The 24,110-nt window shown below is 59.2% G+C and carries 23 protein-coding genes and 1 riboswitch; of the genes, 10 read left to right on the top strand and 13 right to left on the bottom strand.

The window, feature by feature from the left end:
- Positions 1-86 precede the first annotated feature (86 nt).
- The gene (locus tag ACQZ5Y_RS16150; RefSeq protein ID WP_174050065.1) at positions 87-1,904 is read left to right on the top strand and encodes a serine aminopeptidase domain-containing protein; all 1,818 of its coding nucleotides are present in this window, start codon (positions 87-89) and stop codon (positions 1,902-1,904) included.
- Here ACQZ5Y_RS16150 and ACQZ5Y_RS16155 read toward each other — a convergent pair.
- Genes ACQZ5Y_RS16155 through ACQZ5Y_RS16175 form a run of 5 tightly spaced genes read right to left on the bottom strand, consistent with a single transcriptional unit; the run spans position 1,875 to position 7,663 of the window.
- A complete protein-coding gene (locus ACQZ5Y_RS16155) occupies positions 1,875-4,331 on the bottom strand; it encodes a glycoside hydrolase family 2 protein (RefSeq protein ID WP_174050061.1) in 2,457 nt (818 codons plus the stop codon). The two genes, ACQZ5Y_RS16150 and ACQZ5Y_RS16155, sit on opposite strands and share 30 nt — an antisense overlap.
- On the bottom strand, positions 4,328-5,311 hold the full coding sequence (locus tag ACQZ5Y_RS16160) for a DUF1839 family protein (protein ID WP_174050058.1): 984 nt from the start codon (positions 5,309-5,311) through the stop codon (positions 4,328-4,330). The genes ACQZ5Y_RS16155 and ACQZ5Y_RS16160 overlap by 4 nt, the downstream gene beginning before the upstream one ends.
- Before the next feature lie 6 nt (positions 5,312-5,317).
- Positions 5,318-6,226, bottom strand: a complete 909-nt coding sequence (locus tag ACQZ5Y_RS16165; protein ID WP_013636844.1) for an amino acid--[acyl-carrier-protein] ligase — start codon at positions 6,224-6,226, stop codon at positions 5,318-5,320.
- A gap of 4 nt (positions 6,227-6,230) precedes the next feature.
- Complete coding sequence (locus ACQZ5Y_RS16170) at positions 6,231-7,412, bottom strand: acyl-CoA dehydrogenase family protein (protein ID WP_080800213.1); 1,182 nt, start codon at positions 7,410-7,412, stop codon at positions 6,231-6,233.
- Positions 7,412-7,663, bottom strand: coding sequence for an acyl carrier protein (locus ACQZ5Y_RS16175; protein WP_003492279.1), 252 nt, complete (start codon positions 7,661-7,663; stop codon positions 7,412-7,414). Before ACQZ5Y_RS16175 ends, ACQZ5Y_RS16170 begins: the two co-directional genes overlap by 1 nt.
- Positions 7,664-7,843: 180 nt before the next feature.
- Positions 7,844-7,955: riboswitch (TPP riboswitch) on the top strand.
- A gap of 94 nt (positions 7,956-8,049) precedes the next feature.
- On the opposite strand from ACQZ5Y_RS16175, the gene thiC reads away from it, so the two are divergent.
- The 6 genes from thiC (at position 8,050) to ACQZ5Y_RS16205 (ending at position 13,291) form a co-directional block, all read left to right on the top strand.
- Positions 8,050-9,873: a phosphomethylpyrimidine synthase ThiC gene (gene thiC / locus ACQZ5Y_RS16180; protein WP_112155405.1), complete on the top strand. Its 1,824-nt coding sequence runs from the start codon at positions 8,050-8,052 to the stop codon at positions 9,871-9,873.
- A gap of 1 nt (position 9,874) precedes the next feature.
- Complete coding sequence (gene thiO / locus ACQZ5Y_RS16185) at positions 9,875-10,879, top strand: glycine oxidase ThiO (RefSeq protein ID WP_174050055.1); 1,005 nt, start codon at positions 9,875-9,877, stop codon at positions 10,877-10,879.
- Complete coding sequence (thiS, locus tag ACQZ5Y_RS16190) at positions 10,848-11,045, top strand: sulfur carrier protein ThiS (protein ID WP_111796518.1); 198 nt, start codon at positions 10,848-10,850, stop codon at positions 11,043-11,045. Before thiO ends, thiS begins: the two co-directional genes overlap by 32 nt.
- A gap of 4 nt (positions 11,046-11,049) precedes the next feature.
- The gene (locus ACQZ5Y_RS16195; protein WP_111796517.1) at positions 11,050-11,823 is read left to right on the top strand and encodes a thiazole synthase; all 774 of its coding nucleotides are present in this window, start codon (positions 11,050-11,052) and stop codon (positions 11,821-11,823) included.
- A 61-nt stretch (positions 11,824-11,884) separates the two neighbouring features.
- Positions 11,885-12,889: a P1 family peptidase gene (locus tag ACQZ5Y_RS16200; RefSeq protein WP_174050053.1), complete on the top strand. Its 1,005-nt coding sequence runs from the start codon at positions 11,885-11,887 to the stop codon at positions 12,887-12,889.
- 3 nt (positions 12,890-12,892) lie between these two features.
- Complete coding sequence (locus ACQZ5Y_RS16205) at positions 12,893-13,291, top strand: winged helix-turn-helix domain-containing protein (protein WP_112290039.1); 399 nt, start codon at positions 12,893-12,895, stop codon at positions 13,289-13,291.
- On the opposite strand, the gene modC is transcribed toward ACQZ5Y_RS16205, so the two are convergent.
- The 4 genes from modC to ACQZ5Y_RS16225 all read right to left on the bottom strand — a co-directional run bounded on the left by modC (position 13,260) and on the right by ACQZ5Y_RS16225 (position 17,302).
- Positions 13,260-14,336: a molybdenum ABC transporter ATP-binding protein gene (gene modC / locus ACQZ5Y_RS16210; RefSeq protein ID WP_113473868.1), complete on the bottom strand. Its 1,077-nt coding sequence runs from the start codon at positions 14,334-14,336 to the stop codon at positions 13,260-13,262. The genes ACQZ5Y_RS16205 and modC overlap by 32 nt on opposite strands.
- On the bottom strand, positions 14,333-15,040 hold the full coding sequence (modB, locus tag ACQZ5Y_RS16215; RefSeq protein ID WP_025594485.1) for a molybdate ABC transporter permease subunit: 708 nt from the start codon (positions 15,038-15,040) through the stop codon (positions 14,333-14,335). The genes modC and modB overlap by 4 nt, the downstream gene beginning before the upstream one ends.
- A 56-nt stretch (positions 15,041-15,096) precedes the next feature.
- A complete protein-coding gene (modA, locus tag ACQZ5Y_RS16220; RefSeq protein ID WP_174050050.1) occupies positions 15,097-15,888 on the bottom strand; it encodes a molybdate ABC transporter substrate-binding protein in 792 nt (263 codons plus the stop codon).
- Positions 15,889-16,018: 130 nt separating this feature from the next.
- Positions 16,019-17,302, bottom strand: coding sequence for an NAD(P)/FAD-dependent oxidoreductase (locus ACQZ5Y_RS16225; RefSeq protein WP_174050047.1), 1,284 nt, complete (start codon positions 17,300-17,302; stop codon positions 16,019-16,021).
- A 130-nt stretch (positions 17,303-17,432) separates the two neighbouring features.
- Between ACQZ5Y_RS16225 and ACQZ5Y_RS16230 the strand changes: the two genes are divergently transcribed.
- Together ACQZ5Y_RS16230 and ACQZ5Y_RS16235 are read left to right on the top strand one after the other, a co-directional pair.
- Positions 17,433-18,344, top strand: a complete 912-nt coding sequence (locus ACQZ5Y_RS16230) for a LysR family transcriptional regulator (RefSeq protein WP_174050044.1) — start codon at positions 17,433-17,435, stop codon at positions 18,342-18,344.
- A 116-nt stretch (positions 18,345-18,460) separates the two neighbouring features.
- Positions 18,461-18,697 (top strand): Lrp/AsnC ligand binding domain-containing protein, encoded by a 237-nt coding sequence (locus ACQZ5Y_RS16235; protein ID WP_003516842.1) that lies wholly within the window; start codon positions 18,461-18,463, stop codon positions 18,695-18,697.
- 308 nt (positions 18,698-19,005) lie between these two features.
- On the opposite strand, the gene ACQZ5Y_RS16240 is transcribed toward ACQZ5Y_RS16235, so the two are convergent.
- From ACQZ5Y_RS16240 to epmA, 3 genes are all read right to left on the bottom strand, one after another.
- Complete coding sequence (locus ACQZ5Y_RS16240) at positions 19,006-19,194, bottom strand: hypothetical protein (protein WP_003516843.1); 189 nt, start codon at positions 19,192-19,194, stop codon at positions 19,006-19,008.
- A 378-nt stretch (positions 19,195-19,572) separates the two neighbouring features.
- Entirely contained in the window at positions 19,573-20,637 is a 1,065-nt protein-coding gene (locus tag ACQZ5Y_RS16245) for a lysine-2,3-aminomutase-like protein (protein WP_174050042.1), read from the bottom strand.
- On the bottom strand, positions 20,634-21,698 hold the full coding sequence (gene epmA, locus ACQZ5Y_RS16250) for an EF-P lysine aminoacylase EpmA (protein WP_174050040.1): 1,065 nt from the start codon (positions 21,696-21,698) through the stop codon (positions 20,634-20,636). The genes ACQZ5Y_RS16245 and epmA overlap by 4 nt, the downstream gene beginning before the upstream one ends.
- Before the next feature lie 250 nt (positions 21,699-21,948).
- Here epmA and efp point away from each other — a divergent pair, with 250 nt between their 5' ends.
- The gene (gene efp / locus ACQZ5Y_RS16255; RefSeq protein WP_174002376.1) at positions 21,949-22,518 is read left to right on the top strand and encodes an elongation factor P; all 570 of its coding nucleotides are present in this window, start codon (positions 21,949-21,951) and stop codon (positions 22,516-22,518) included.
- Positions 22,519-22,630: 112 nt separating this feature from the next.
- On the opposite strand, the gene ACQZ5Y_RS16260 is transcribed toward efp, so the two are convergent.
- Positions 22,631-24,073, bottom strand: coding sequence for an efflux transporter outer membrane subunit (locus ACQZ5Y_RS16260; protein WP_025594476.1), 1,443 nt, complete (start codon positions 24,071-24,073; stop codon positions 22,631-22,633).
- Positions 24,074-24,110: the final 37 nt, after the last annotated feature.

Consider the following 24,110-nt stretch of genomic DNA (forward strand, 5'->3'; position numbering starts at 1 on the left):
TTACTGTAGAACAGGACGTTAGGACGCTCCGGTATAGTTATCCCGCAAATGGTTGAGCCGACACAGGCGTAGTGATTGCAAGGTCGATGGCGATAGATATTTCAGAGCGTGCAAGCGGTGAACCGTCCCCTGACATGTTGTCGCTCTCGGGCATTGCATCCGATGGGTCGATCGCGCATCCGGTTTCTTTTCAAGGATGCACGGGTATTTTTCACCCGGCGCGCAAAGAGGTCAAACAGGACCATGCGGTTCTTTTCGTCAGCCCCTGGGGCATGGAGGAACTATGCACTCGCAAGTTTCAGCGGGTTGTGGCTGAACGGCTGGCGGCGGCCGGCGTCGCCAGCCTGCGGTTCGACTATCATGGCGCTGGGGATGCGCTTGATCCGGAGGATGTCGACCGTGCGGCGGATTGGCTTTCCGACACGCGAGCGGCGCTCGATTATCTAAAACGTCTTTCCGGCTGTTCCAGTGTGGTCGTCATCGCTCAGGGTCTCGGCTGTCTGATCGCCATACAGGCGCTCGCCGATGCGGCGGCCGTCGATTCCATGGCGCTTCTCGCGCCCGTCGTCTCCGGCCGGAGCTATCTTCGCGAACTGGCGATGTGGTCGTCCATGATTGACGATGGCCTTGGTCTTCGTCCCGGGCAGCGCATTGCGGAGGCGGGGGCAATTGCAGGCATGGCCATGCCGGTGGGTGTTGCTGATGCTATCAAGAAGGTCAATCTTGCAAAGCTGGATACTGCTCCTGCGCGCAGCATTCTGGTGCTGTCGAGACCGGGCCGGGCGAGCGACCGCGATTTTGCCGAACAACTCGCCGCGATTGGTGCCGAGGTGGGGGAGGCGGAATTTGAGGGATATGACGATCTCGTATCCAGTCCCACGCTCTCGAAAATACCCGGCGATGTGGTGAAGCGGCTTCGGGATTGGGTCCTGTCCCAAACTTATGCCGCGGATGCGGCAGGTCCGCAGGAGAATTTCATCGTCAACGCTCCGCAGCGCGGTCGCGGTTTTCTGGAACAGCCGGTGCAATTTGGCGAAGCCGGCCGGCTTTTCGGTGTTTTTTGCGAGCCTGACGATCGGGTGGCGGTCTCCTCGGTCCTTCTGCTGGGCGCGGCCTACGACCGGCATGCGGGTTGGGGCAGGCTTTCCGTGCAAACGGCCCGTTTGCTCGCACGGGAGGGTATCGCTTCGCTGCGGTTCGACTCGGCCAATATTGCCGACAGCCCCCCGGTCAAAAACGCGCCTGATCAGGTTCTTTACGATGCGGCGCAGAATGACGACGTGGCCGCTGCGCTCGATTTTCTCAGTCGGCGTGGCAAAGGACCCGTCGTTGCTGCTGGGCGCTGCAGTGGCGCCTACCTCGCTTTCAATGGCGCGCTTGCCGATGACCGGATCAGCGGGGTGGTTGCGGTTAATCCGGTTGTGTTCCACTGGCGAAAAGGCCGCTCTGTCGATGAAGCGCTGCACAAACCGCCACGTTCCTTTGGGGAATACAGCCAGCGTTTTCGCCAGGGCGCTACGTTCAAGCGTCTCGTCAGCGGCGATGTCGATGTGGTGAGCGCTGGTCGCAATATCGCCAAGGCGACGCTCAAGAAGCTCTCGATAAAAACGGCAAGGCTTTCCCGCCGGGGGAGCGAGGAAGGGCGTGCCGTCTACGGTGCTTTCGACAAGCTCAAGACAAGGGATGTGTCCATCAGCCTGCTTTACAGCGACAATGACGACGGGCTTGAGCATTTCCGGTATTATTTCAACGCCGATGGCAGGGGCCTGTCGGCCTATCGGAATGTGTCGCTGACGATTATTCCTGACGCCGACCATAATCTTTCAACGCCTGAGGCCAGAAAAGCCTACATCGATGCGGTGAAGCTGATCGCTCTAAAAGGAAAAACGCCGGCTGGAGCCTAGCGAGACGACATCGCCGGAAGGGGGCGTTTCGGATGTTGCTGTCTCCGGCAGAAGGTCGATTTTTCTGGTTTCACCGGGTGCGAGATGGAACCAGCTTTCCGAGACGCGGTAATCTTGCGCCGTGATATGGACGGATTGCGCCAGCCGGTCCGTGCCGATCTCGAGCGACCAGATGCCGTTCGCCTCGCTCACCCCCACCTGAAGGTTGGCGGCGTGCAGTGCTTTTTTCCGACCGAGAGGAAAATGGAATGCGTCGGCGATGACAGATCCGGTCGCGACATCGCGGAGCCGGGCTACCGTCACATCATGGGAGGGCGGGCCGAAGCGATAGGCATAGGTCGTATCGAAAAAGGCGCCGAACAAATCGGTTGCGGCGATGGTCTGGCTCTGTCGCGGCGAGAGCGTGAGCGGCCGTTTGGCATGGACGACAGGTTGCGTGCCATCGCGCAGGCAGGTCAGTTCCAGCATGGCGTCAAGGTTGTCGCCGGTTTCGTTGATGACATGAATGTCCAGCCCGTTGGTGCCTTCATCGGAAAGGCTGACCTGGATGGGACGAAACGCTCTTTTCAGCGCATGCCAGACGGATTTGGGTCTGCCGGTGGCATCGATGATACCCCAGCTAGCGCCGGGAATGAGATCCTGCAAGGTCCAGACCAGGGCGCCCCGGCAAGGGGACGCGTCGCGACGCCATTCGGCGAAGGTTGCTTCCATGACCTCGGCAGTGACGGCACGAGACATGTCGAGATAGAGGCCGCCATCCTCCCGACGCAGCACGTCCGGCTCAACGTCGTAAAGCAGTTTCAGATAATGGTCGCGAATATCCTCGAAATCCCAGGAAGCGCCGCGATCGCGTGGCGTGCGCGCCTTCCAGCGCGGATCATGCACCGCCAGAGCGGGAAGATGTCTGTCCAGCGTTTCCTGTTCGGGAATATTGGCGAAGGCCAGGCACTCTGCAGCAAAGCGGACATTGGCCCGGCGGGCATCTTCCAGCGGACGGCAATAGGCGCCCACACCGTAATAATGACCAACTCCGGCATTGGGAAAGAAGGGCAAGGCGCCGCCTGAAGGGGAATTCGCCACATAGGCCGCGTCCGGCCGTTTTTCGGTCAGGACTTCGGGCAAAATTGTCTCGGTGAGCGTTCCCTTCCATATCTGTTCCGGCAGACCGAGCATCGCGCCCTGCTGGTACATTTCGCTACCACCGCAAAAAACGATCAGCGAAGGGGAAAGGGCGGTCGCCTCGAGGAACTGCGAGACTTCCGTAACGATGTGCTGGCTGAGCGCCTCATCCTTTGCTGGATAATCAAAATTGGCAAGCATGGCGTCCTGCCAAACCATGATGCCGAGTTCATCGCACAGCGCGAAGAACTCCGGCGTTTCATAGGCCATCGTGCCGCCGACGCGGATCATGTTCATGCCGGCTTCGGCAGCTTTTCGAAGCCAAGGCTCATAGTCCGGTCTTGTTCCCGGCAGCCGCACGATGTCGGCGGTCGTCCAGACTGCGCCCCGGCAGAAAACGGGGTGCCCGTTTATCCGGATGCCGAAACCGTTGCCGTCTTCGCCGTAATCCACCTCAACGCGCCTGAAGCCGGTGCGCCCGAGCCTGTGTTGCTTACCATCCAGTTCCAGAACGACTTCATGAAGCGCCGGTCTGCCGTGGGTATGCGGCCACCAAGTCTCGACATCGGGTATCCGGAGTTCGCCCAAGAATTCGCCGTTTTCACCTCTGGAAAGATCGGTGCTGTAACCAGCGCAGGTGAGCCGTGCGGATGGAATGTCGTGGTTCGCCTCCAGGGCGATGTTGACCGTTCCCCTCCCGGTTTCGTCGAGCGAGGACCGGACCGTGCAAAGCACGCCTGCCTGTCCTATAAGGCTGATGGGTCGCCATGGGCCGGCGGCATGGATTTCCGGGCACCAGCCTGGCATATATCCGAGCGCCGTGGTGCGGATCAGCCGCAGACCTTGGGTGTTCATCATCTGCGGACGCCAGCGGGCGCGGGGACCGGTTTTTTCGAGCCTTGGCGAAAGTGCCCGGAAGCAGATCGAAAGTTCGTCCGCGCCCGTCAGTTCAACCGGCACTTCCAGCCTTTCGAACATGCTCTGGCTGGCGGCGATCAGTTCGCCGTTGAGGAAGATTTCTGCAATCGTCGACAGGCCGTCGAAGCGCAGGATCGCCCGCTGCCGCACATCGGAAATCATCGTCAGACGGTACCAGGCATCCCTGTCGTTCAATGGTGTCGGATTGAAACGGTCGAATTTCCCGGCCAGTTCCAGAGCTTGCGCCACTGTTCCGGGAACAGATACGTGAAGGCTTTCAAGAGTTGCGGGAATTTCCGAGGGCGTTTCGCAGGCATTGGCGGACGTCAGTGTCAGCGTCCAGCCTTCACTCAGCAATTTTTCGCTTTCGCGCGGAAGATAAGTCCTCACGCGGCCTCGCTGGTGTTCGACAATTTTGCCGCAAGGGCTTCCATCACACCATCCCATGCTTCCGCAGCCGGATCGAGCACCGAGGCGAGCGCGTCGAATTTACGGCGTGTGACGGCGCGAGCGAGCTGGAACTGCACGGTCTTGGCGACCTCGGATATGCGCAGCGCGTGGTCTCGCGCTTCAGCAAATTCGCTCTTGTCCAGCCATTCGAGGTGGCTCGCCGCCAGTTCGAAATTGGCGCCGAGCTGGCGCAGCGTATTGAAGGCATATTTGTGGAAAAAGCCAAACGGACGGTCTGCCACCTTCTCGACCTGAGCCGGAAACACGGCTGCAAAAGCCCTGACCGGATTGTCGGATGGTCGCCGTGAAAAATGAAACTTCAGCAGCCGTTCGGCCGTTTTGCGGATATGCGCCGGCGAAGGGTTGCTGTCTGCGAATTTCGCAAATTCTGTATAGGGCAGGAAGGGCGGCTCGCTCTCTGACAGGTGATGCTGGAACAGGCCGTCGAAATCTTCGCCCGACAGGTGGAAAAAGCCTGCATTATGAAAATAATCGAGCTCCCGGTTTGCAAGGTCCAGCCGGTTGATGGCGATGGTGGTCTTGCCATGTTCCTTCCGGTAGCCCACCCCGTGGGTATCGGGCATATAGAAGCTGTCCATCTCGATCAGGCAGATGCGGCCGCGCTCCAGCTGCGCTTCGATATGGTTTTCCACCCGGTCGAAGATCGCAAGTTCGGTGGCGCGAACGCCATAAAGTGCTTCCAGATCTTCCAGCGGCACCTTGAAGAAGGTGAACTGGTCGCCTTCGAAATCCTGCGTCAGTGTGAAGCCGAACATGGCCTCAGGCGGCAACCCTTTCGAGGCCAGCACCTCGATCCACAAGTCGATGTAGCAATTGGTCTCCGGCCACATTCTTTCCGAAGAATGAAGCGGGTGCTGCGCATAATTTTTGGGATCGAGACCGGGGAAAATCTGCCGCATGAATGGTTAGCCCCAGAGTGTTTTCAAGGCCTTTTCGGGCCATGTTTTTACATCCAGACCGTGATGCGCAAAAAGTGCCAGCGCAATGCGCTCAAGGCCGAAACCGACGCAGGCGGTGTGAGCCACATCACCATTGTCGAGGTTCAATCCCCATTTCTGGCCAAAGGCGTCCTGATGGTAATTGAAGCTCATGCAGGCCGTCGGGTTGGTGGCGGATGTGACGGGGATCAACAGTTCGAATTTCAGGTTCTGGTCGCGCTGGTTGTTGGCGAGCATTTTGCCGGCGCGGCCGAAGAAGGGATCGTTGGCCACGTCGATGGTCACTTCAAGGCCCACGGCTTCCATCATCGCCACGCCGCGATCCATCCATGTCTGGCGGAATTCGGTCACATCGCTCTCCGTGCCCATGCGCACATATTCCCGCATGCGGAAAAGCTGCTGACGTGCCGGGTCCTTCGAGGGTTCATGGCGGAAACAATAGGACTGGATGTCGTAGAGACCGCCGCCGGAAGGCAATGCGCCGCGCTTGGCGATGGTCGGATAAAGAGGGTAGCAAGCGGCCGGCGTCAGCACGATATCGGTTGCTTTCTGGTCCTTTGTCCAGTCGCCGCCCTCATCCATGGATTTGAGAAGGCTGACATGGTCAAGTTCGCAACCGCAGAAGGAATGCACCGTGCCCGCAAGCTGCGGGAAGCTTTTCATGTAACCGCTCTTTTCGAAATAGGCGCGGTTGATACCGGGCGGAAAGCGGATCGCCTCTGCACTGTCCGGGCCGCCGGTGCGGTCGATCAGGCGTTCGAATGCGGCAATGACATCCTCGAACTGGCCGCTGCGTCCGTAAAGACCATCGACACCCGTTTCAATCAGCAGGCCTTCTTCGAACAGTCGATCGAGAAACGATGTTTGCATATCCATGGTCTTATCCCAAGAGGCTGGTGTCCTGCTTGTGAACCAGCAGGAGATTGGCGGAATTGCCGAGAATACGGTCGTTGGAAATCATCAGGCGCGCGGAATGCGCGTCGCGCAGGTGTCGGCCAAGGCTGTAGGGCGTACCGTTCTTGTAGCCCATGATGCCGCAGACCAGCATCGCTTGGTCGATGATCTCCAGAATGGTTTCCGAAGAACAGATCTTCACATTGTTCATGGCAACCGCGAACGCCATGGACATCAGCTTGTCCGGGTCGCTCTTGGTGTCTTCGTAAGCCTTTACGCCCGCAATGACGTTGGATTTGACCACCTGCAATTTCGTGGAAATTTCGGCAATGTGGATAGCGCCTGGCGGTGTGACACCGGGCGACTTGCGTGCTGCCGTCCTGACGAAGGATTGCGCGCGCAGCACCGCATCCGACGCGATGCCATACCAAACGGCGCTCCACAGAAGATGCGAGCTTGCAAGCATGGATTGCGCAGCGATTTCCGCAAATGGTTTTGGGAATATCTGCACCGCCGGTGCCTCGCCGCGGAACAGGAAACCGTCCGAACAGGTGCCACGCATGCCGAGTGTGTCCCAGACATGGGTCTTCTCGAGCCTGTACTGATCTTTCAGGAAGACGGTCATCACCTGATCGGCCGGGGCGGCATCCTTGTGGGCGCGCGAGGTGATGAGGATGGCATCCGCATTGCTGCCGTAGGAAATGACGGTGGCGTCCTTCTCCAGCCGGCAGATGTCTCCTTCGACCTCAATCGCGCAGATGGAATTGCGCAGATTGCCGCCGATTCCGCCTTCGGTCGTGGCCGAGGCGAGCAGAAGCTGTTCGCTTGCAATGCGGCTCATGAAGCCCGCATGCCATGGGCTTGTCTCGCCGTGTTCCACAAGGCTCGATGCCTTGATGTGGTGCATGGCGAAAATCATCGCGGTTGCCGAACAGGCCTGGCCAAGCCGGGCGCAGATATCGGCGATTTGCTGTATGGATGCGCCTTCGCCACCAAGAGAGGACGGGACCTGAATGCCGAGAAGGCGCTCTTGTCTCAGCGCCTTGACGGCTTCCTCCGGGAAGCGACCGGTGACGTCCACCTCGTCCGCGTGTTTGGCGGCAATTGCTGCGACGCGGCTTGCGCGCGCGGACAGCGTTTCATCCTGCGGCGCAACGGTCACATTCATCAGGCTGCCTCTTTACCATCCAGAATGAGCTTAACGGTGTCTTCAATGGCCTTGATGCTGGCAAAGGACTTGCGGTTCAAGAGGTTGTCGGGGAATTCGATATCGAAAGCTTCCTCGATACCCAGCATCAATTGCACCGATGCAAAGGAAGAAAGACCTGCCGCATAAAGATCTGCTTCGTTTTCAATCGTATCGACGGGCGTAGGAAGCTGGCCGAATTTTGCCAGTATTTCACGAATAGTCGCATTCATTCCGACTTATCTCCCATGAATTTAACATCAGGATGGTTTGTGCTTATCGTTAATTTGAAAACGATAATATTCGCCTAAACCGTTAGGTTAATTACCACTAACGGCGCTTTTGTTGTTCGTCCACCTTTGCCAGCCATCAGCAGCACCCTTGACAAATGTCGGGCGGTGTTTTCTCTTGTGTCCATTCACCAGGGGTGTCCCGTCAAGGGGCTGAGATTCTGCTTTTATGCGCAGTGACCCGTTGAACCTGATCCAGTTCATACTGGCGTAGGGACGGTGCAAAGACCGAAGGTCGGATTGCGTGTAACTTGCGCTGCCGATGCGTCGGTATTTTCCATCATTCCGGCTCGAACTGGGTCTCCACTGTCAAACTTTGGAGCCTCATGATGAATATCGTTGCCAAGAATATCCCGCTTGTCGTCACAACCGGGCCGCATCCCGCCTCCACGAAAATCCACAAAACCGGAATTTTGCATCCGCATATTCGCGTGCCGATGCGCGAAATCGCCGTCCACCCGACGGCGGGAGAACCGCCGGTCACGGTCTATGATTCCTCAGGCCCCTATACCGATCCATTGCATAACGTTCTGATCGAAAAGGGTCTGCCGCGCCTGCGTCACGACTGGGTTGTAGCGCGCGGCGATGTCGCGGCTTACGACGGTCGGCACGTCAAACCGGAGGATAACGGCTTTGCCACTGGCGAGCGCCTGACGCCTGAATTTGCCGTGCGCCACCAGCCGCTGAGGGCCACGGAAGGAAAAGCCGTAACGCAGCTTGCCTATGCGCGGGCAGGCATCATCACGCCAGAAATGGAGTTCATCGCCATCCGCGAAAATCTGGGGCGCGAAGCGGCGAAGGAGAATCTGGCTCGTGATGGCGAGAGTTTTGGCGCGCAGATACCCGATTATGTGACGCCGGAGTTCGTCCGTCAGGAAGTCGCATCGGGCCGCGCCATCATCCCGGCCAACATCAATCACCCCGAGCTTGAGCCGATGATCATCGGCCGTAATTTTCTGGTCAAGATCAACGCCAATATCGGCAATTCCGCCGTCACCTCCTCCATGGCCGAAGAGGTGGAGAAGATGGTCTGGGCGATCCGCTGGGGTGCCGATACCGTCATGGACCTTTCGACCGGGCGCAACATCCACAATATCCGCGAATGGATCATCCGCAATTCGCCGGTGCCGATCGGCACGGTGCCGCTTTATCAGGCGCTGGAGAAGGTCAACGGCATTGCCGAGGACCTGAACTGGGAAGTGTTCCGCGACACGTTGATCGAACAGGCGGAGCAAGGCGTGGATTATTTCACCATCCATGCCGGTGTTCGGCTGCATTACATTCCGCTTACCGTCAACCGTGTCACCGGTATCGTCTCACGCGGCGGGTCGATTATGGCCAAGTGGTGTCTGCATCATCACAAGGAAAGCTTCCTCTACGAGCATTTCGACGAGATCTGCGACATCTGCCGTGCCTATGACGTTTCCTTCTCGCTGGGTGACGGGTTGCGGCCCGGTTCGATTGCCGACGCCAACGACGCCGCGCAATTTGCCGAGCTGGAGACGCTCGGTGAGCTGACACAGATCGCATGGGCGAAGGATTGCCAGGTCATGATCGAGGGCCCCGGCCATGTGCCGATGCACAAGATCAAGGAGAACATGGACAAGCAGTTGAAGACCTGCGGTGAGGCGCCCTTTTATACGCTTGGGCCGCTAACGACCGATATCGCCCCCGGTTACGACCACATCACTTCCGGCATCGGGGCAGCGATGATCGGCTGGTTTGGCACGGCGATGCTCTGCTATGTCACGCCGAAGGAACATCTGGGTCTGCCTGATCGTAACGACGTGAAGGTCGGTGTCATCACCTACAAGATCGCGGCTCACGCGGCCGATCTCGCCAAGGGGCATCCGGCGGCACAGGTGCGGGACGATGCGCTGTCGCGTGCAAGGTTCGAGTTCCGTTGGGAAGACCAGTTCAACCTGTCGCTGGATCCGGACACGGCGCGCTCCTTCCATGACGAGACCCTGCCGAAGGAGGCGCACAAGGTCGCACATTTCTGCTCGATGTGCGGGCCGAAATTCTGCTCGATGCGGATTTCCCACGACATCCGCGCCGAGGCGCAGAAGGAAGGGCTGGAGGCCATGGCCGCGCGCTTCAAGGAAGGTGGCGAGCTTTACATGCCGCTCGCGACCCCGGCAGACGGCCAGTAGCATGCGTGTCCTTGTTAAGGGAACGGGGGTCGCCGGTCTGACGGCGGCCTTCGAACTGGCGCGGCGCGGCGCAACCGTGGAGGTTTCGGAGCGCAATGCTGAAGCCTCGCGCGGCGCATCCTTTTATGCGGGCGGAATGCTGGCACCCTGGTGCGAGCGTGAAAGTGCGGACGAGGCGGTACTAACGCTCGGCCAGGCGGCTCTCGACTGGTGGGATGAGGCGACCCCCGGCCTTGTCATCAGACACGGCACGCTGGTCGTCGCGCCCGCCCGCGACAAAGCCGAGCTTTCGCGTTTCGCATGCAGAACAACTGGATACCAGTGGGTGGATGAGGGTGACATCGCCGCTCTGGAGCCTGACCTTGCCGGGCGGTTCCGCTCCGGGCTTTATTTCCCGGGCGAGGGGCATCTCGATCCGCGCCTTGCACTCAAATCGCTGCATACGCGGCTTTGCGGCTTGGGCGTGCGGTTTCATATGGGTATTCCGGTGGATGAGCAGCCGTTCGATCGGGTGGTGGATTGCACGGGCGCTGCGGCGGTGGGCGAGATTGCCAATCTTCGCGGCGTGCGGGGAGAAATGCTCTATCTAGCCACGTCAGAGGTTTCCCTGTCGCGCGCCGTCCGGCTCTTACATCCGCGCATTCCGCTTTACATCGTGCCGCGTGAGCCGGGTCGCTTCATGGTGGGGGCGACCATGATCGAGACAGAGGATGCCGGAGCCATTTCAGCGCGCTCGATGATGGAGTTTCTGAACGCCGCCTATGCCGTACATCCAGCCTTCGGCGAAGCGGAAATCATCGAGACCGGAACGGGCGTGCGCCCCGCCTATCCCAACAATCTGCCGAAAGTTACGCAGGACGGCCGGACCGTCTTCATCAACGGCGCCCACCGGCATGGCTTCCTGCTGTCGCCGGCGATGGCGCGGCAGGCGGCTGAAATCGTCTGCCAAAATATCTCTGGAAAGGAACAGGATCATGAAACTTCTGGTGAATGGCGACGAGCTTGATCTCGCCACCGAGACGCTGGCTGGGTTACTCACCAGCCTCGACTATGAAGGCGAGTGGCTGGCGACGGCGGTCAATGGCGATCTGGTGCATTCGGATGAGCGCGCCGATTATCAACTGAAGGCGTTCGACCGTGTCGAAATCCTCTCGCCGATGCAGGGAGGTTGAGGCCATGCTGACGCTTTATGGCCGTGAGGTCTCGTCGCGCCTCCTGCTCGGCACGGCGCGTTATCCGTCTCCCGCCGTGCTTGCCGATGCAGTGCGGGCCAGCAACACGGATATTCTGACGATTTCGCTGCGTCGGGAAACGGCAGGCGGCAAGAAGGGTGGCCAGTTTTTCGAGCTGATCCGCGAGCTGGATCGTTACATTCTGCCCAATACGGCTGGCTGCCATACCGTGAAGGAAGCGGTGCTAACGGCGAAGATGGCGCGTGAGGTTTTTCACACCAACTGGATCAAGCTGGAGGTCATCGGCCATCACGACACCTTGCAGCCCGATGTCTTTGCGCTCGTCGAAGCGGCGAAAATTCTCTGCGACGATGGTTTCGAAGTCTTTCCGTATACGACTGATGATCTTGTCGTGGCGGAAAAGCTCCTGGATGCGGGTTGCAAGGTGCTGATGCCCTGGTGCGCGCCGATCGGCAGCGCCATGGGGCCGCTTAATCTGATGGCGCTGAAATCCATGCGGGCGCGTTTTCCGGATGTGCCGCTGATCGTCGATGCCGGTATCGGCCGGCCGTCACATGCGGTGACGGTGATGGAGCTTGGTTACGATGCCGTTCTGCTCAACACGGCGGTCGCGGGGGCGGGTGACCCGGCCTCAATGGCGGAAGCTTTCGCCCGCGCCATTGAGGCCGGGCATCAGGCTTTTGTGGCGGGCCCGCTGGAGCCAAGAGATATGGCCATTCCCTCGACACCGGTGATTGGCACGGCGGTATTTTCCTGATTCACCTTTTGCGTTGACAGTGCCCCGTGGCGGCGGGATACCGGGAGAAAAGGGGAACGGCATGGCGGCACGCAATAATCTTCTGACGGATATCAATGGGATTTTGGTCGGCAATGTCACCGATCTTGCACTCGGCTCCGGCGTCACCGCAATCGTTTTCGAAAAACCCGTAATCGCCTCCGGTTCGGTTCTTGGCGGGGCGCCCGGTGGTCGTGATACCGGCCTGCTCGACCCGGCGATGACGGTGGAAACCGTGGATGCCTTCGTATTTTCAGGCGGTTCGGCCTTCGGGCTGGATGCAGCGGGTGGTGTTCAGGCCGGTCTGCGCGAGATCGGGCGTGGCCTGCAAGTCGGTTCCACCCGTGTTCCCATTGTGCCGCAGGCGATCCTCATGGATCTGCTGAATGGTGGCAACAAGGAGTGGGGGCTGCATTCGCCCTATCGCGAGATGGGCTATGCAGCTTTCAGGGCGGCGCGTGCGGAGCCCTTCGGGCTTGGAACAGTCGGCGCGGGAACGGGGGCGACCACCGCCACCTTCAAGGGTGGACTTGGTTCGGCAAGCGCTGTCAGTTCCGGCGGTTACAAGGTGGCGGCCATCGTCGCCGTCAATGCGCTTGGCTCGGCGACCGTTGGCAGCAGCCGCCATTTCTGGTCTGCGCCTTTTGAAGAGCAGGGCGAGTTCGGCGACTGCGGTTTTCCTGATCGTTTCGAACCGGATCATACCGCGCTTCGTCTCAAGGGCGTCAACCTCACCGCGACGACCATCGGCGCCGTGGTCACCGATGCCGTCCTTACCAAAGCGCAGGCGCACCGCCTTTCCATCATGGCGCATGACGGGCTGGCGCGCGCCGTGCTGCCCGCCCATCTGCCGAGCGACGGCGACACCATGTTTTCGGCTGCGACCGGTGAGAAGCCGCTTGAGGGCGGCGCTCATTTCGCGGAACTCTGCCATCTCGCTACCATCGTTATGGCGCGCGCGGTGGCGCGCGGTGTTTACGAGGCGAAGGCTCTGCCGCAGCACGGTGCGCAGCAAGCCTATCACGATCTTCATGGCCGGGGTTTCTAGCCGATGAGCAAGATACATCAGCCACTGAAGCCCGTTCTCCGCATCGATTTTCCGCCCGGAGATCGTCTCGGCCACGGTAAGATCGAGTTGATGGAGCTGATTGTCGAGACCGGTTCGATCTCGGCCGCCGGGCGAGCGATGGACATGTCCTATCGCCGTGCATGGCTGCTTGTGGATGCGCTGAACCATATGTTCAGGCAGCCGGTGATCGAATCCCAGCGGGGCGGCAAGCAGGGTGGTGGGGCCGCGCTGACCGCATTCGGTGCCGAATTGCTTGAACGGTATCGCAGCATGGAAAAGCGGATGAATGAGGCCCTGCGCAAGGATATCGACTGGCTTGAGGCCAACCGCAATCCAGATGCCGCCATCATTAATACGGATCGAGAGCCGCCGACTTTATGATCGCATGTACCGGTTTCCCGGGTTCCAGCTGGAGACGTTCGCGCGACAGATCGGTGATACGCGACTGGATAATATCGCCGCCGCAATCCACCTGAACGGTTACCATGCCATCTTCGCTGGCGGAGATGCCAGCAATATGGCCTTCGAGGATGTTAAGGGCGCTCAGGCCTTCGGGTTTTGCCGTGGCAAGCATGACGTCACGCGCCGGTATCAGCACGCGTGCCGGGGTGCGGGGTGTTCCTCCTTTTGCTGGAACCTGCAGGAGCGACGAGCAGAGCCTTACGGCAGCAAGCCCGTGCCTTTCATCGAAGCTTTCGATGTGTCCCGAAAGGATGCTGCCCGCTTCTCGTCGCTCAAGATGTGCGCTGAAATCCGACCGTGACAGCACGTCGGCCGCTTTTCCCTGTGCCTCCACCTTGCCGTCCTTCATAACAACTATGCGGTCGGCAAGGCGGGCGACTTCCTGGATGGAGTGGCTGACATAGAAGATCGGGATTTTCGTCTCGTCGCGTAGCCGTTCCAGATAAGGGATGATCTCGGCCTTTCGTTCCTCGTCCAGTGAGGCGAGAGGTTCGTCCATCAACAGTAGTCTGGGCGATGACAGGAGTGCGCGGCCGATGGCGACCCGTTGTTTTTCACCGCCGGAAAGCTTGTTCGGACGACGCTGGAGAAGATGGCCGATGCCAAGCATGTCGATAATGCGGTTTTCATTCGCCTGCTCAGCTTTTTCCGTAGCGAACCATTTGCCGTAGTTCAGGTTCTGGGCAACGCTGAGATGAGGAAACAGCCGCGCTTCCTGAAAAACATAACCAAAATGGCGCCTGTGCGCCGGCAGGAACAGGCGCTTTCCGCTATCGGCCAGCACTTCGCCATCGAGCGATACCTGACCACTATCTGGCCGCAGCAGACCTGCGATGATGCGGATCATCGACGTCTTACCGGAGCCAGAGCGTCCGAAAAGCGCTGTAACGCCGCCATCAGAGGTGAATGACGCGTTGAGTTCGAAGGAGCCGAGGCGGTGGCGGGTGGAGACAGAAAGCGTCATTCCATGCTCACCCGTTTGCCGATGATGCGGGCCAGAAACTCCGAGACGAGCAAGGCCGACATGGAAATCACGACGGAAACGATGGTCAGCCGCAATGCGCCTGCATCGCCGCCCGGAACCTGCGTGAAAGTGTAGATGGCGGCGGACAGCGTCTGGGTTTCGCCGGGAATATTGGAAACGAAGGTGATGGTCGCGCCGAATTCGCCCATGGCCTTGGCGAAAGCGAGGATCATGCCCGCGATGATGCCGGGCAGGATCAGGGGAAGCGTGACGGTGAGGAACACCCATAGGGGGCTTGCACCCAGGGTTCCGGCCGCCTCTTCCAGCTTGCTGTCCACCGCTTCGATAGAGAGGCGGATGGAGCGCACCATCAGCGGAAACGCCATGACGGCGCATGCGAGCGCCGCCCCCGTCCAGCGAAAGGAAAAGACGATGCCGAACCAGCTGTCGAGAAACTGGCCGATGGCGCCTCTGCGGCCGAAGAGGACGAGCAGCAGAAAGCCGGTGACGACGGGCGGCAGAATGAGCGGCAGGTGGACAATGCCATTGAGCAGCGACTTGCCCCAGAAGCGCCCGCGCGCCAGCGCGACGGCAACCGCAATGCCGAAGGGCAGGCTGGCGAACATGGCGATGGAGGACACCCACAGGCTGAGCCTGATCGCCGTCCATTCTTCAGGGCTGAGTGTCCACCAATGCAAAGCCATATCCTACAATCGTCATCTCTCGCGGTCCCATACGGCATGGGACCGCGAAACGCAGTTTATTTCAAAACGGTAAAGCCTTGCTTTTCGAAGAAGGGCGTAGCCTTGGCGGACTTCAGGAAATCCAGATAGGATTTTGCCGCCGGAGATTTTGCTTCCGAGAGAATGGCGACGGGGTAGATGATCGGCGGATGGCTGTCCTCCGGGAAGGTGCCGACGATCTTCACGCCCGGATCGGCGGCCGCATCGGTCTGGTAGACGATGCCATAGGGCGCTTCGCCGCGCGACACGAGCAGCAGCGCTGCGCGCACGCTTTCCGCGCCGGCGACTTTCTTTTCCACGGATGACCAGACGCCGAGCTTTTCCAGCGCAGCCTTGCCGTATTTACCCGCCGGAACGGAATCGACCGCACCCATGGCCAGTCGGCCATCGCCCACCAGTCCGGCGAGATCGAAGTCCTTTTTGATATCGACCGGCTTGGCCTTGTCGGCCGGGGCGACGAGAACGATGCGGTTGCCAACAAGATTGGAGCGGCTTTCGACGTCGATCAGCTTCTTTTCGGCAACATAATCCATCCAGGCGAGGTCGGCGGAAATGAAGATATCCGCCGGTGCACCCTGCTCGATCTGTTTGGCGAGTGCGGAGCTTGCGGCGTAGGACACGGTCGCTTCATTGCCGCTTTCCTTCGCCCATTCGGCATTGATCGCATCAAGTGCGTTTTTCATGCTCGCGGCAGCAAACACCGTGACTTTTTCGGCGGCATGGGCGGGAACCACCGCAAAGGATGCCGCCACCCAGAAGGATGTTGCTGCGGCGATGGTTTTGAAGAAGGTGCGGCGTAAGAGTCTCATGGTGTGTTCCCCCGGCTCGAGATATACTGATGAATATATCGATAGGCCTATAGGGCAATCATTATATTTTCAAGAATATATCGATGCCGTTTGAAAAAGCCGCCACGACCGGCGGCTTTCGGCCTGTTGATCAGAAGCGTTCACCGGCGAAATGGGCAATCTGTGCGCCCGCCTCGTAATAGGCTTCCTTCACTGCCCGGAAGGCCTGCGCTTTTGGTTCGGTCGCGGGAAGAGGCAGGTCATTTTCGGCGATATCACCAAGAATATGTTGCGCAATTACCTTGCCGAAGGCAGTACCGGGTGCGATGCCGCGGCCATTATAACCGGAAAAACCGACGACATTTTCCGCGAATTTATGGAAACGAGGCACGGCATTGTCCGTCATGCCGATCTGGCCGTACCATTCGCATTCGAATTCCGTCTCTCCCAGTTGCGGGAAAAGCCGCTTCAGCGATCGTTTGGCCCATGCCCGGTGAATGGCGGCACCCGTGCTGCGCAAGGCGCCGACGCTGCCGAAGACCAGCCGACCCGCTTTGTCCATGCGGAACGAGGAGAGGATTTCCTTTGTATCCCAGCAACCTTCTCGGTTCGGCAGGATACTCTTTTGCAGATTGTCGCTAAGCGGTCTGGTCGCGAAGTTGAAGTAGGGCAGGTAGGTCTGTTCGTCGCGGACGATCTGCCACGGCCCGGTGCTGTAGGCTTCGGTGGCGACGACGATCCAGTTGGCGGTCACCGAAGCCTGCGGCGTTTTTACCACCCATTTTCCACCACTACGTTCGGTCGCTACGACGGGGCTGGCGGTGTGCAGCCGTGCTCCTGCCTTTTGCGCGGTGGCAGCCAGACCACGAACATAGGCAAGCGGCTGAAGCGTGCCCGCGCGCGTATCGAAAAGTGCGCCGGAATAGGCGGTGCTGCCGGTGTGTCTTGCCGTTTCATCGGCATCGAGAAGGCGGACGGGAGCGCCTCTGGCTGCCCATTGTTCGCAGCGCTCGCGAATTTCGGCGAGCCCTTTTTCACCGACGGCGCAATGCAATGTGCCATTCTTTTCGATCTCGCAGGGAATCGCGTGTTTTTCCACCAATTCGCGCACCAGCAACGGCGCATCACCCAGAAGGCTGAGAAGCCGTTCCCCGTAGGTTTCGCCCAGCACGCCGGGCAACTCCCTCGGCATGACCCACATGCCGCCGTTGATGAGACCGACATTGCGGCCGGCGCCGCCGAAGCCGATTTCCCTGGCTTCGAGAAGAACGACATCCATGCCCTTTTCAGCAAGATGAAGGGCGGCGGATTGTCCGGTGAAGCCGCCACCGACAATCACCACATCGGCAACCGCCTCGCCTTGCAGAGCAGGCGTTGCGGGCGGCTGCGGCGCGGTCTTTTCCCAGAGGCCGTGCGAGCGGGGATCATTATACATCGTTCCACCATTTTCCGGGCGAGTTCATTTGTTTTCCGTATGAGTGACAAGCCCTTGTTTATGAGACTTTACAAGCGGCCTTACCTGTTGAATATCGACATATCGTCAAGAGTTCATTCCGTGAGGGAATATGGTTCTACCGCCTCGGCGCTTCTTACCCTCGCTTTCACTTCTTGCGGCCTTTGAAGCCGCCTCGCGCACCGGCAGCGTGACCGCGGCTGCGAGAGAACTCGGGCTTACTCAAGGTGCGGTCAGCCGGCAGATCCTCGCGCTTGAGGAGCAACTTGGCGTGGCGCTGTTTCTGCGCGAGCGGCAGACAATCCGGCTCACCCGGGCGGGGGAGGGTTATGCGCGGGAAATCCGGGAGGCCCTGCGGCGAATATCGACCGCGTCGCTCAATCTGCGCGCCAATCCGGATGGCGGCACGCTCAATCTCGGTGTTTTGCCAAGCTTTGGTACGCGCTGGCTGGTGCCGCGTCTTCCCGATTTCATTGCCCGACATCCGGGCGTTTCGGTCAATCTTCTTACGCGTTCGTCGCTGTTCGATTTCCGTACCGATACAGTCGATGCGGCGATTCATTTCGGTTTGCCGCATTGGCCGGGTACCGAACTCATTTTTCTGATGCATGAAACAGTCATTCCGGTGTGCAGTCCCGCTTTCAGGGAGCGCTACGGGCTTTCACAGCCGGGCGATCTGCTGCATGTGCCGCTGCTGCACATGACGACCCGGCCGGATGCCTGGGAACAATGGTTTCGCAGCCATGATGTGGTTTTCGACAATGTGCATGGCATGCTTTTCGATCAGTTCACGACGATTGCCGAGGCGGCGAGCGCCGGGGTCGGGGCATCGCTCATTCCGTCCTTCATGATCGAGGAGGAGTTGCGAAGTGGCCGGCTTGTCGCGGCGGTTACCGGCGAGGTGGAGAGCGAAGAGGCCTATTATCTCGCCTGCATGCCCGATCGCGCCGGTTACGCTCCGCTTGAAAGTTTTCGAAGCTGGATCGTTTCTCAGGCCGCGATCGGGGCTGGTAGCAGCGGATGAGACTTTTCTGCCTAAACCGGCAGGCGGTCTTGCAAGACCGGCGCGGCTAAGCCAATAGTGCGCCATGACGCATGGCAAAGAGCCACGCACCACAAGTTCCAATACGGGAGATGTCCGTGAAGCCCATTTTTGTCCAGCTTCAATGCGAGCCCGGCAAGACCTATGATGTCGCCGATGCCATCTACAAAACGGAGCTGGTTTCCGAGCTTTATTCCACCAGCGGCGAATATGATCTGATGCTGAAGATCTATCTTCCGCAGGAAGAGGATATCGGCAAGTTCATCAACCAGAACATCGTCAATATTCCAGGCATCGTCCGCTCGTTGACGACGCTGACCTTTACCGCGTTCTGACGCGCGTCTGGGGGCGAGAGAGTCTTTTCAGCCCTGGGATCTGGGCTGGCTGGATTCCTGCGACAAGCACAGAAATGAGGAGAGGTGGGAGCCCTAGGAGCGCGTGGCTTTTGCACTCCAATCCGGATTTGAAAAAGCTATTTCACCTTAGTGCAGGGCGTATTGATACACCCCGTCGTGATTTATGACAGACCAGTGGACGAATTGTCAGGCAATAGAAAAGCGCGCCATCGACCCGGTATTCGGGATCCGATATTGGGCGCGCTTTGGTTTTGAAAGGTCCGTGAGCGGGTGATGGGTTTCCCGCATCAGGCCGCGGCCAGGTTCCGGCTGCGCACGAGATTGCGAATTGCAATCCGCACATCGTCGGCGCTGTCGAACTTCTGTTCGTCCAGGTCATGGACGTGGAACTTCACCGCGATGAACTTCAGCCGGTCGTTGTCCGGTATGACGATGCCGACGGGTTCGCCAGCGAATTCAATAACTTGCTTTTGCATAGGTATACTCCCGCTGTGGCTCATTAACACAGCATGTTGTCGAACTGATTTTCAGAAAATTGAGACCGTCAGGTCACATTCGACAGCAGCGGGAACACGTGGATTTAAATCCAGCATTCCAGGACTCAAGACCAAGGATTGCGTTGATGCGAATATATTTTGACATGACACACTCCCTGTATTGGTGTTGATCCGGAATCAGGAGACTCGCTCTCCAGTTCCACACTGATAATCCAGACCACCATTAAAATCAATGCTGATTGTTATAGGTAGAATATTTTTCTTTATGATGACAGGAGGGGGGCGGAAATGTGAAATTTTTGTTTTCGTTCGACGCCGCTTTGAAAAGCCCGGCACGGCGGGCTTTTTATGCTTTTTTTAATCGTCGCCGGATGCAGGCGGCGGGTAAATATGATCGTTTCCGTTGAAGTCAGAGACGGAGTAGCAGCCATCGCGGGTTTTTTCGGCCGCATTCGGGCCGATCGTGGCCTTGCCGTGACCGCCCGGAATGTCGAGAACGTAGGTCGGCTGGCAAAGACCGGAGACATGCCCGCGCAAGGCGGAAACGATTCGCTGACCTTCTTCTATCGTCAGCCGGAAATGGCTGGTGCCGGGCGCTAGGTCGGGGTGGTGCAGGTAGTAAGGCTTGATACGGTTCTCGACAAAGGCGCGCATCAGTTCGGCGAGAATTGCCGAATCATCGTTGATGCCCTTCAAAAGTACGGTCTGGCTGACCATGGCGATGCCGGCATCGATCAGGCGCGCGCAAGCACTTCTGGCTGCTTGCCCAAGTTCGCGTGCGTGGTTGGCGTGCAGGGCCACATAGGTGGTTTTGCCGCTGGCCTTCAATGCCTCGATCAGCGGCCCGTCGATTCGTTCGGGATCGACGACCGGTACACGGGTGTGGAAGCGAACGATCTTGACGTGCGGTACGTCTTTCAGCCGCGTCATCAGGTCGGATAATCGCCGCGCCGAGAGTACCAGCGGATCGCCGCCGGTGAGGATGACCTCCCAGATGGCCGGGTTGGCTTTTATATAGTCGAATGCGGCGTCCAGCTCTTCCGGGCTCATCATGCCGTTGCCCTGCGGCCCGACCATTTCGCGGCGGAAACAGAAACGGCAATAGACGGGGCAGACATGCACCGCCTTCAAAAGCACCCGGTCCGGATAACGGTGGACGATGCCATGGACGGGGCTATGTGCACTGTCGCCGATCGGATCGTCCCGTTCTTCGGGAAGGTGGACGAGTTCGACAAGATCCGGCACGAATTGCCGCGCGATGGGGTCCTGCGGATCGCGGCTGTCCATCAGATCGGCCATTGTCGATGTGATGGCTAACGCGTAACGCTGCGTCACCGCGCGCACGTCTTCGAGCGCCTCGGTCTTGATCAACCCCGCCTCAACAAGTGCTTCGGGGGTCTTGATGGTTTCAAGCCTTGTCATCGTCCGTATTCCGCGACGGGTGCCCACATGACCAGATCGATTCGGGGCGCGCCGGTTGCCAGCATCACCAGTCGGTCGAAACCGAGTGCTATGCCGCTTGCCGGCGGCATGATCGCCAGCGCCGCCAGAAAATCCTCGTCCAAAGGATAGGTCTCGCCGTAAACCCGCTGCTTCTCAACCATCTCCATTTCGAAACGCCGTCTCTGCTCAGCAGCGTCTGTCAATTCGCCAAAGGCATTGGCAAGTTCCACGCCACACGCATAAAGCTCGAACCGTTCCGCCACCCGCGCATCCCCAGGCGATTTGCGGGCAAGCGCAGCCTCGCTTGTGGGGTATTCATCGAGAATGGTGGCGCGGCCGAAGCCCAGTTCGGGTTCCACCCGCTCTACGATAACGCGGCTGAACATATCCGCCCAGGTGTCGTCCTTAGCCACACGAATTCCGGCATTGGTGAGGCTTGCGGCAAGGTGCCGGCTATCCGTCTCGCCGTTTCGGTCAATCGTCGCCAGAAGATCAATTCCCGCATAGCGATCGAAGGCTTCCGCGACGCTCAGACGTTCCGGTTCGAGGAACGGATCGACGCTGCGGCCACGATAGGTGAAATTGTTTGTTTTGGCGGTTTCCGCCGCCAGCGCCAGAAGATTGGCGCTGTCCTTCATCAGGATCTCGTAGGTTTCTCCTACCCTATACCATTCCAGCATCGTGAATTCTGGGTGGTGCAGGGGGCCTCTTTCCCGGTTTCGATAAACATGGGCGAAACAGAAAATGCGTTCTTCACTGGCCGCGAGCAATTTCTTGCAGGCGAATTCGGGCGAGGTGTGGAGATAGAGCGGAGCGGCGTCGCCGGCCGGCGTCAGTCCCTGGGTGGCGAAGGCATGCAGATGTGCCTCGTTGCCAGGAGAAATCTGCAATGTGGCGGTGTCGACCTCTAGAAAGTCCGCGCGCGCGAAATAGCTGCGAAATTCCGACTGGATCGCGTTGCGTCCAAGCAGAAAGGCGCGGCGGTCGGCATGGACGTCGGGCGTCCACCAGGGCGACATTGTCTCGTTGCTTGAGCCCATCTCTTTTTTCTTTTCCGTCTTACCTGCTGGCCTTGTTACGGATAAACGGCCCGCAAAACGCCTGATCGCATCATTTAAAGCAATTCCGGGCGGAAAACCGCTAGGCACTCTTCCGCGAATTGCTGTAGAAGGCTGGCAATTCGCGCGGATTTAAGGTAGTTGCGCCCCAGAAAAAAGACAAAACGTCTGCCGGGCCGGTGCTATCGCGCAGTCCTTTACGACGCATTTCATCGAGTTACAAGGAAGTCATATGGTCAAGGTTATCGCCTCATCCGTCCGCAAGGGCAATGTTCTCGACGTGGACGGCAAGCTCTACGTTGTTCTCACCGCGCAGAACTTTCACCCGGGCAAGGGCACGCCGGTCACGCAGGTTGACATGCGCCGCATCGTTGACGGCGTGAAGGTTTCCGAGCGCTGGCGCACGACCGAACAGGTCGAGCGTGCTTTCGTCGAAGACCTGAACTTCCAGTTCCTTTATGAAGACGGCGAAGGCTTCCACTTCATGAACCCGGCAAACTACGATCAGGTCGTTGTCGATGTCGAGACGATGGGCGACCAGAAGGCCTATCTGCAGGAAGGCATGACCTGCGTTCTGTCCATTCACGAAGGCAATCCGCTGGCTGTCGAACTGCCGCGCCACGTCACGCTGGAAATCGTGGAAACGGAACCGGTTGTGAAGGGCCAGACGGCTTCTTCTTCCTACAAGCCGGCAATTCTTTCCAACGGCATCCGCACCATGGTGCCGCCGCACGTCGACGCCGGTATCCGCGTGGTCATCGCGACGGAAGACAATTCCTACGTCGAGCGCGCCAAGAACTGAGCCTGACGGCAGGTTAAACAAAAAGCACCGGGCGACCGGTGCTTTTTTTGTGTCTGGAATACAAAAAAGCCCGCGTCTCGACGCGGGCTTTTCATTTGCCTTGAGGCGTTTCTTACATGCCCTTTGCAGCGGCCACGGTTGGGCCGGCGGACTTCTTCGGGGCAGGCTGGCCAACGGCATAACCGCCACCGAGAGCCACGTTGAGCGAGACATAATCCTGCGCGGTCGTCTGGATCGCCGTTGCAAGGTTTGCCTGCGCATCGGAGACCGACCGCTGGGCATCCAGAACGTCGAGCAGAGACGAAGCACCGTCACGATAGCTGGCTGTCGAGAGCTGCAGCGCTTCCTGGTAGGATGAGACAGTCTTTCTCAGCGCGTCGACGGTACGCTGGTCGCGATTGATGGCGGCCAGGGCGTTTTCGACTTCTTCAACGGCGTTGAGAACGGTTGCCTTCCAGACGAGATATTGCTCGCGTGCTTGCGAGTTCGCGATGTCGACATTGGCGCGCAGTCTGCCACCATCGAGGATCGGGAGAGTGAGGCTCGGACCGAAGGACCAGCTATTGGCCGTTCCCCTGCCGCCGCCACTCAGGAAATTGTAGCTCGGGGTGATCGCGCCACCAAGCTCGATGCTTGGATAAAGCTGTGCCTCGGTTACACCGATCGTGGCGACCGCAGCGGCGAGATTGCGTTCCGCGACGCGGATGTCGGGACGGTTGCGGATCAGGTCGGCCGGGATGCCGGTGCGGGGAACAGCGCGCGCAACAGGCTGGCGTGCGCCCTTCTGCAGCTCGGTGATGAGCGACGAGGCCGGCATGCCGAGCAGGGTCGCGATGCGGTGGGCTGACTTGCGGAAGCTGGTTTCGAGGCCGGGTATCTGCGACAGCGTTGAATTGACCAGACCTTCGGACTGGACGACATCGAGACGCGAGGCCGCACCCGCTTCGAGCTGCAGCTTCGTCAGATCTAGCGTTTCGCGGCGTGAACTCAGGTTCTGGCGGGCAATCGCCAGGCGCTCCTGATAATAGCGCACGTCGATATAGGCCGCGGCGACTGAGGAAATCAGCGTCAGGCGCTGAACGTCGACGGTGGAGTACGCGGCGTCAAGCGACGCATCGGCGCTTTCCGTTGCCCGGCGATAGCGACCGAAAAGGTCGAGGAACCAGGAAATGCTAAGGCTGCCGTTGGACACGTTGGTGACGGGAACGTCACGGTAGCTGCCCTTGGTCTCGCTGGTCGTGTGGCTGCCACTGCCTGTCAGGCTCGGCAGGCCGCCGGCGCCGTCCACGATCACCTGGGCCTGCGCCTGATTGATGCGCTCGATTGCCTGCATCACGGTGAGGTTCTGCGCAAGGCCGGTGGAGACGTAACCGTTCAGGCGGTTGTCGTTAAAGGCCGTCCACCATGCAACGCTGCTGATGTCGCCATTACTGGTTTTTCCGGCTTCCGCGAACTTTCCCGGCAATTGAATTTCCGGCGTCTTGTGGTCGGGTCCGACAACGCAGCCCGAAAGCAGTAGCATTGTCAGGGGAATAGTAGCGCGAATAGACAGCATATAATTTTCCCAATTCTCTGGTTGGCTTACCAAGCGC

The sequence above is a fragment of the Agrobacterium sp. A3-95 genome, from assembly GCF_053521785.1.